Source organism: Streptomyces sp. NPDC029216, assembly GCF_040648015.1.
In the GTDB taxonomy this organism is placed as follows: domain Bacteria; phylum Actinomycetota; class Actinomycetes; order Streptomycetales; family Streptomycetaceae; genus Streptomyces.
Genome location: NZ_JBEZWL010000227.1, coordinates 1 through 8,009 on the forward strand (window position 1 = coordinate 1; position 8,009 = coordinate 8,009).

7 protein-coding genes are annotated in these 8,009 nt (G+C 71.1%); 5 read left to right on the top strand and 2 right to left on the bottom strand.

Annotation, left to right across the window (positions count from 1 at the left end; translation table 11 throughout):
- Window positions 1-2 precede the first annotated feature (2 nt).
- Window positions 3-2,057, top strand: a complete 2,055-nt coding sequence (locus AB0F18_RS37460) for an endo-beta-N-acetylglucosaminidase (RefSeq protein ID WP_362069471.1) — start codon at window positions 3-5, stop codon at window positions 2,055-2,057.
- Between the two features lie 4 nt (window positions 2,058-2,061).
- On the opposite strand, the gene AB0F18_RS37465 is transcribed toward AB0F18_RS37460, so the two are convergent.
- Together AB0F18_RS37465 and AB0F18_RS37470 are read right to left on the bottom strand one after the other, a co-directional pair.
- Entirely contained in the window at window positions 2,062-3,474 is a 1,413-nt protein-coding gene (locus AB0F18_RS37465; protein WP_362069474.1) for a HAMP domain-containing sensor histidine kinase, read from the bottom strand.
- Between the two features lie 12 nt (window positions 3,475-3,486).
- Window positions 3,487-4,194, bottom strand: a complete 708-nt coding sequence (locus AB0F18_RS37470) for a response regulator transcription factor (RefSeq protein ID WP_362069477.1) — start codon at window positions 4,192-4,194, stop codon at window positions 3,487-3,489.
- Window positions 4,195-4,472: 278 nt separating this feature from the next.
- Between AB0F18_RS37470 and AB0F18_RS37475 the strand changes: the two genes are divergently transcribed.
- The 4 genes from AB0F18_RS37475 to AB0F18_RS37490 all read left to right on the top strand — a co-directional run bounded on the left by AB0F18_RS37475 (window position 4,473) and on the right by AB0F18_RS37490 (window position 7,848).
- The gene (locus AB0F18_RS37475; protein WP_362069480.1) at window positions 4,473-5,258 is read left to right on the top strand and encodes an amino acid ABC transporter ATP-binding protein; all 786 of its coding nucleotides are present in this window, start codon (window positions 4,473-4,475) and stop codon (window positions 5,256-5,258) included.
- 98 nt (window positions 5,259-5,356) lie between these two features.
- On the top strand, window positions 5,357-6,211 hold the full coding sequence (locus AB0F18_RS37480; protein WP_362069483.1) for a glutamate ABC transporter substrate-binding protein: 855 nt from the start codon (window positions 5,357-5,359) through the stop codon (window positions 6,209-6,211).
- Between the two features lie 84 nt (window positions 6,212-6,295).
- Window positions 6,296-6,970, top strand: coding sequence for an ABC transporter permease subunit (locus AB0F18_RS37485; protein ID WP_344165986.1), 675 nt, complete (start codon window positions 6,296-6,298; stop codon window positions 6,968-6,970).
- The gene (locus AB0F18_RS37490; RefSeq protein WP_362069487.1) at window positions 6,967-7,848 is read left to right on the top strand and encodes an amino acid ABC transporter permease; all 882 of its coding nucleotides are present in this window, start codon (window positions 6,967-6,969) and stop codon (window positions 7,846-7,848) included. Before AB0F18_RS37485 ends, AB0F18_RS37490 begins: the two co-directional genes overlap by 4 nt.
- Window positions 7,849-8,009: the final 161 nt, after the last annotated feature.

Below are 8,009 nucleotides of genomic sequence, written 5' to 3' on the forward strand. Positions count from 1 at the left end.
CGGTGCGCTTCTGCTACGTGTCCGATGGCGTCCGGGAGTCGGTCGCGGGACGCGGGTCCGAGCAGCTCCCCGCGCAGGCCGCCCCCGCCCCCGCGCCGGAGCCCGCCCGCCTGGCCCCGTACGCCTCGTACTGGTTCCCGGACTCCCTCCCCCAGGGCACCCCCGGCCCCGGCATCGTCTGGCGCTCCCTCAAGGAGTGGACCCCGCAGTCGGATCCGGACCTGCCGTACAACACCGCGAGCGTCCCCCTGGCCCCGCGGTTCACTCCGGTCCCGGCGAACCGGACCGCCCGCGCCGGCCAGGCACGCATCGCCTCGCTCGTCTCCTTCGGCCCCACCGCCGGCAACCCCTCCCAGGGTTCGGCGACCGCCGACCACTACGCGCCGACGCACTGGGCGTACCTCGACGAGCTGGTGTTCTGGGGCGGTTCAGCCGGCGAGGGCCTGATCCTCGCCCCGAACGCGCCCGTCGTCGACGCCGCCCACCGCAACGGGGTCCGCGTGCTCGGCAACGTCTTCCTGCCGCCCGTCGTCTACGGCGGCGACCTGCGCTGGACCCGGGACCTGGTCCAGCGCGACGCCCACGGCCGGTACCCGCTCGCGGAGAAGCTGGCCGAGGTGGCGCGGACGTACGGGTTCGACGGCTGGTTCGTCAACGCCGAGACGGACGGCGGGGACAGCGCGCTCGCCACCCGCATGCGCGGGTTCCTGCGCGCGCTGCGGGCCGCCGGGGAGCCGCACGGGCTGCGCGTCACCTGGTACGACGCCATGGACAGCACCGGGGCGGTGGGCTGGAGGGGGGCGCTCGACGCGCTCAACCAGGAGTTCTTCGAGGACCGGGAGGGCCGGGTCGCGGACACGATGTTCGTGGACTTCCGCTGGACGCCCGAGTCACTGGTCTCCTCCGCCGCCCTCGCGGAACGGCTGGGCCGCTCCCGCCACGAGCTGTGGGCGGCCGTGGACGTGGAGTCCAGGGGCTGGGACTCCGACGTCCGCTGGGACGCGATCGTGCCGCGCGGCCGCGACCACGTCGTCAGCCTCGGCCTCTACCGGCCCGAGTGGACCCGCGACCACCTGACCGACCGCTCCCCCAGCGCCTTCCACCACGCCGACGACCGGTTCTGGACGGGCGAGTCCCTGGACCCGTCCCGCCCCGCGCCCGACGCGGTCTGGCGGGCGCCCGCCACGGCCGTCGCCGACCGGTCCACCGTCAGCGCGCTCCCGTTCGCCTGCTCCTTCAACACCGGGCACGGGCTGCGCTGGTACGAGAAGGGGGAGGCCGTCTCGGAGGAGCCGTGGAACCAGCTCGGGCTCCAGGACCGGCTCCCGGGCCGCCGCTGGGTGGTGGACACCGAGGGCCGGCGCCCCGAGGTGCGGCTGGACTTCGCGGACGCCTGGCGCGGCGGCTCCAGCCTGCTCGTGACGGGCCCCCTCACTGCCCCCGCCGCGGTCGGCCTGCACGCCACCCGGCTGCCGCTGACCCCCTCCACCGTCGCGGAGCTGGTCCACGCGGGCGGCCCGGACCCGGTGGACGTCGAGTTCGGGGTCGCCGTGCGCGAGCCGGGCGCCCCGGGCGAGCCGGTCCCGTACACCTGGCTGCGGACCGGCACGACGGGCGGTGACGGGGCCTGGCGGACCTCCCGGATCCCCCTCGCGGCGCTGGCCGGGGAGACCGCGTACGCCCTCGCCGTACGGATCACCGCGCGCGGGCCGTCACCGGTGTCCTGGCGGCTCGGTGCCCTGTCGGTACGCGACACCGCCCCCGCCCGGCACCCGGCCCCGCCCTCGCACCTGAAGGTCGACGCCTCGGCGCGCCGGGGCACGGAGGCCGAGCTCCGCCTGTCCTGGCGCCGGGCACCCGGGCCGGTGCGGCACTACGAGCTGTACCGCCGCCTGCCGGACGGCACCCGCCGCTTCCTGGCCGGAACCTGCGGCACCGCCCTGTACCTGCCCCGCCTGGTCCGCGCCGGCCGGGAGCGGTCGGCCGCGTTCGAGCTGCGGGCGGTGGACGAGACGTACGCACTCTCCGCCCCGGCCCGCGCGGCCCTGCCGTGGTGACGCCCTAGCCGCCGTGCGGGTCGGTGCGCGGCAGGGCCACCGTCACGCGCAGCCCGTGCGGCGGGTTCTTGGCGTAGGAGAGGGTGCCGCCGCCGGTGGCGAGGAGGGCGCGGGAGATGGACAGCCCGAGCCCTGAGCCCTTGATGTTCTGGTGGCGGCCGCTGCGCCAGAAGCGGTCGCCGACGCGCAGCAGCTCCTCCTCGGTCAGGCCGGGCCCCCGGTCGGCGACGACGACGAGGGCGCTGGAGCCCTCGGCGGAGACGGAGACCTCGACCTCCTCTCCGGCGGGGGTGAACTTCAGGGCGTTGTCGATGACGGCGTCGAGCGCGCTGGACAGGGCGATGGGGTCGGCCCAGCCGGTGACGGCGGAGCGGCCCGTCACGGTGAGCCGTACGCCCTTCTCCTCGGCGTACGGCCGCCAGGACGCCACCCGCTCGGCGGCCAGGGCGCCGATGTCGGTGAGCCTGATCTCGGCGGAGGCGTGCTCGGCCAGCGCCAGGTCGAGGAGGTCGTCGAGGACCTGGGCGAGGCGTTTGCCCTCGGTGCGCACGGAGGCGATCTCCTCGTTGCCCTCGGGGAGTTCGAGGGCGAGGAGCTCGATCCGCAGGAGCAGCGCGGCGAGCGGGTTGCGCAGCTGGTGGGAGGCGTCCGCGACGAACGCCCGCTGCTGCTCCAGTACCTCTTCGACGTTGTCGGCCATCTCGTTGAACGAGCGGGCGAGGCGTCTGAGTTCCGGGGGCCCGCCGGCGGCCGCGACGCGGGAGTTCATGCGTCCGGTGGCGATGCCGTGGGCGGCGGCGTCCAGGGTCCGGACGGGCTTGAGCACCCAGCCGGTCAGCCGCAGGGCGGCGCCGAAGGCGACGAGCATGGCGGCGGCGAGCCCGGCGGCGATGAGCAGCCAGCCGTGCAGGATCCGGCCGCGCATCTGGTCGGTGGGTGATTCGGTGGCGACGACGGCGACCACGTCGCCGTCGAGGACGACCGGGGAGACGACGAGGAGTTTGCCGTTCACCTGCCAGGGCCAGACCTGTCCGGGGTCGTGGCTGCGGCGGCCGGCGAGGGCCTCCTCGAAGGACCGCCGGGCCTCGCCGGAGTCGGGCAGCTGCCACCAGCCGGGGGCGCGGACCATGGCGTTGTCGTTGCGGTAGAAGATGCCGACGCGGATGCCGTACAGGTCGTGGTAGCGGGCGAGTTCCAGCTGGAGGGTCTCGCGCCGCTCGTCGGCGCCGGTGGCGCCGGAGCCTTCGGCGTCGATGACGAACTGGGCGAGGGCGGCGAAGCGGGCGCTGTCGTCGATGCGGTCGACGACCACCCGCTGCTGCTGGGCGGCGGCGAGGCTGACGGCGAGCGGGAACCCGAGCGCGAGCAGCACGCCCGCCATCAGGACGACGAGGAGCGGGAGCAGCCGGGCGCGCACGGCGGGCCCCCGCTAGGGCGCGGCCGGGGTGACGAGCCGGTAGCCCACCCCGCGGACGGTCTCGATGAGCGCGGGCATGCCGAGCTTGGAGCGCAGGGAGGCGACGTGGACCTCCAGGGTGCGGCCGGTGCCCTCCCAGCTGGTGCGCCAGACCTCGCTGATGATCTGTTCGCGGCGGAAGACCACGCCGGGCCGCTGCGCGAGCAGGGCCAGGAGGTCGAACTCCTTGCGGGTGAGGGGTACGTCGGTGCCGTTCACGCTGACGCGCCGGGTGGGCAGCTCCACGGAGACCGGGCCGAGGCGGACCACGCCCGGTCCGGCGCCGGAGCCGGGGGCGGCCGGCTCCTCGGAGGTGCCGGTGCGGCGGGCGACGGCGTGGATGCGGGCGAGCAGTTCGCCGGTGTCGTACGGCTTGACCACGTAGTCGTCGGCGCCCATGTTCAGGCCGTGGATGCGGGAGCGGACGTCTCCGCGCGCGGTGACCATGATGACGGGCGTGCTGGTGCGCTTGCGGATCTTGCCGCAGACCTCGTAGCCGTCCTGATCGGGGAGGCCGAGGTCGAGCAGCACCACCCCGAAGGGCTTCGCGCCGGCGGGCAGCAGCGCCTGGAGCGCCTCCTCGCCGTTGCGGGCGTGGGTCACCTGGAAGCCGTGCCGGGCGAGGATCGCGGACAGGGCGGCGGCGACGTGGTCGTCGTCCTCGACGAGCAGCAGTCTCATGGCGTCGTCCCCCTCTCCTTCTCTCGCTCTTCACATTCCGTACGGATGGCCACCATGCATCCACGCCCATGGAGAGTCCCACGTCAAGGGCGTTCCGCCCCGGCGAGTCTTCCGTTATGCACCCGGTACGCGTACATCGTGCACCGGTGGGGGCAGCGCACGGAGCGTATCGGTGCGAGGCCGTATCGTTATGCTCAATTCTCGCTCAGATGTGGTGACGGTGTGCGCGCCGCGTCACTACTGTCCTGCCAACCGACGGAGGACGGAGCTAGAGGCCGATGAGCGGAGTATCAGTGACCAAGGACGAGAAGGACGCGGCGGAGGCCGCGGACGGCCTGGTCGTACTGAGCAACGTCAACAAGCACTTCGGCGCGCTGCACGTGCTTCAGGACATCGATCTGAGCATCGCCCGCGGCGAGGTCGTCGTGGTGATCGGTCCCTCGGGATCGGGCAAGTCGACGCTGTGCCGGACCATCAACCGGCTGGAGACCATCGACTCGGGGACCATCACGGTCGACGGGAAGGAACTGCCCTCGGAGGGCAGGGAGCTGGCCCGGCTGCGCGCCGACGTGGGCATGGTGTTCCAGTCGTTCAACCTGTTCGCGCACAAGACGGTGCTGCAGAACGTGATGCTGGGTCAGATCAAGGTCCGCAAGGCGGACCAGGCTGCGGCGATGGAGAAGGCGAAGTCGCTGCTGGACCGCGTCGGCGTCGGCTCCCAGGCCGACAAGTACCCGGCGCAGCTGTCCGGCGGCCAGCAGCAGCGCGTCGCGATCGCCCGGGCGCTGGCGATGGACCCGAAGGTGATGCTCTTCGACGAGCCGACCTCGGCGCTCGACCCGGAGATGATCAACGAGGTGCTGGAGGTCATGCAGCAGCTCGCCCGCGAGGGGATGACGATGGTGGTCGTCACGCACGAGATGGGCTTCGCCCGCTCTGCGGCCAACCGGGTTGTCTTCATGGCCGACGGGAAGATCGTCGAACAGGCCGCTCCCGAGCAGTTCTTCAGCAACCCGAAGAGCGACCGCGCCAAGGACTTCCTGTCCAAGATCCTGCACCACTGACGCCCGCGTCTGGTAGTGATCCGGTCGACGGCGCACGCCGTCGCAGACGACGTGTCCAGCTCGTCGTTCAACAACGTCTCACCTGAGGGAAGTTCACCATGAAGGTTCTCAAGGCCGGCGCGGCAGTGGCCACGGCCGTCGTCCTCGCGCTGACGGCGACCGCCTGCGGCAGCGGCGAGAAGGACGGCGCGAGCGACGCGGGCGCGTCCGGCGGCACCAAGTCGAACAAGATCGTCATCGGCATCAAGTTCGACCAGCCGGGCATGGGCCTGAAGACCCCCGACGGCAAGTTCGAGGGCTTCGACGTGGACGTCGCCACGTACGTCGCCAAGGAGCTCGGCTACCAGCCCGACCAGATCGAGTGGAAGCAGGCCGTCAGCTCCGAGCGCGAGAACCTGATCTCCAACGGCGACGTGAAGTTCATCGCCGCCACGTACTCGATCAACGACAAGCGCAAGGCGAAGGTCGACTTCGCCGGCCCGTACTTCCTGGCCCACCAGGACCTGCTGGTCCGCGCCGACGACAACTCGATCACCAAGGTCGAGGACCTCAACAAGAAGAAGCTCTGCTCCGTCACGGGCTCCACCTCGGCGCAGAACATCAAGAAGGACCTGGCCAAGGACGCCGACCTCCAGGAGTTCCCGGGCTACTCCGAGTGCCTGACGGGTCTGGAGAACAAGGCCGTCGACGCGCTGACCACGGACGACTCGATCCTCGCCGGTTACGCCGCGCAGGAGAAGAACAAGGGCAAGTTCAAGCTCGTCGGCCTGAAGATGAGCAACGAGAACTACGGCATCGGTCTGAAGAAGGGCGACAAGGACCTCCAGGCCAAGATCAACGCCGCGCTCAAGAAGATGGTCGAGGACGGCTCCTGGGAAGCGGCCGTGAAGAAGAACCTCGGCCCGGCCAACTACAAGAACGAGCCTGCCCCGCAGATCACCGAAGGCAGCTGATTTCCCGGTGGGGTGCGCCGCCGACCGCCCGTCCGCGGGCGGCGGCGCACCTCGCCGGCCATCCTGGGGAGAGCGCAGGGCATCGTGTTCGACTTTCTTGATTCCGGGCAGTACGACCTGCTCGGAGCCTTCTGGGTGACGGTTCAGCTCACCCTCTACTCGGCGGTGGGTTCCCTGGTCTGGGGCACCGTCCTCGCGGGTATGCGGGTCAGCCCGGTCCCGCTGATGCGGGCCTTCGGCACCGCTTACGTGAATCTGGTCCGCAACACGCCGCTGACCCTGCTGATCATCGGCAGCTCGCTGGGTCTCAGCCAGACCCTGAGCATCAATCTGGGCGGCGGCACCTTCAAGGAGATCGGCTTCCGCCTGGCCGTCCTCGCGCTGACGGCGTACACCGGCACCTTCGTCTGCGAGGCGCTGCGCTCGGGCATCAACACCGTGCCCGTCGGCCAGGCCGAGGCCGCCCGCGCGCTGGGGCTGAGTTTCTTCCAGGTGCTCACCCTGATCGTGCTCCCCCAGGCCTTCCGGGCGGTCATCGCGCCGCTCGCCAACGTACTGATCGCCCTCACCAAGAACACCACGGTGGCGGCGGCCATCGGCGTGGCCGAGGCGGCCCTGCTGATGAAGGAAATGATCGAGAACGAGGCGGACGCACTCTTCGCCGTCTTCGGGATCTTCGCCCTCGGCTTCTGCCTGCTGACCCTGCCGACCGGTCTGCTGCTGGGCTGGGTGGCCAAGCGAGTGGCGGTGAAGCGATGAGCTCGGTGCTGTACGACGTCCCCGGCCCCAAGGCCAAGGCCCGCAACTGGATCTACACGGCCGGCTTCCTGGTCCTGTTCGCGCTCGCCGCCTGGTGGATCCTGTCCGTCATGGCGGACAAGCACCAGCTCGACGCCGACAAGTGGACCCCCTTCGTCAACGACGGCCGGGTCTGGACCACCTACCTGCTCCCCGGCCTCGGGGAGACCCTGAAGGCCGGCGCGATCGCCATGCTGATCGCCCTGCCGCTGGGCGCCCTGCTGGGCATCGGCCGGCTCTCCGACCACGCCTGGGTGCGCATCCCGGTCGGCGCGGTCGTCGAGTTCTTCCGCGCCATCCCGGTGCTGATGCTGATGATCTTCGGCTACGCGTTCTTCGTACAGTTCGTCCCCGCCGTGTCCTCCGACTTCCGGCCGCTGTACGCGGTGATTACCGGCCTGGTGCTCTACAACGCGGCGGTCATCGCCGAGATCGTCCGGGCGGGCGTGCTGTCGCTGCCCCACGGCCAGACGGACGCCGCCAAGGCGATCGGCATGCGCAAGGGCCAGACCATGGTCCACATCCTGATCCCGCAGGCCGTCACGGCGATGCTGCCCGCCCTGGTCAGCCAGCTCGTGGTGATCCTCAAGGACACCGCGCTCGGCGGTTCGCTGCTGGGCCTCACCGAGCTGCTGGCCGCGAACCGGCAGATCTCGGCGAACTACAGCAACACCATCCCCACGCTGGTGGTGATCGCCCTGCTGTACATCGCGGTGAACTTCGCCCTCACCTCCTTCGCCTCCTGGCTGGAGGGCCGGCTGCGGAAGTCGAAGAAGAGCACCGGCGCGGTCGTCGCCGTGGCCGAGGTCGACGACCTGGCCACCGGAGCGGCGGTCTGACGCAGGGGGCTGACGTCAGGTCAGTCCGGCATGATGCGTAGCCTGTGTGGTGCGGCGGAACTCTCCGCCGCACCACACTGCTGTCCGGACCGGGGTCACTTGACGCCGGAACTTCCAGTGGGTTGCATACGTTGTGTGTTGACATAACGGCCAAAGGGAGC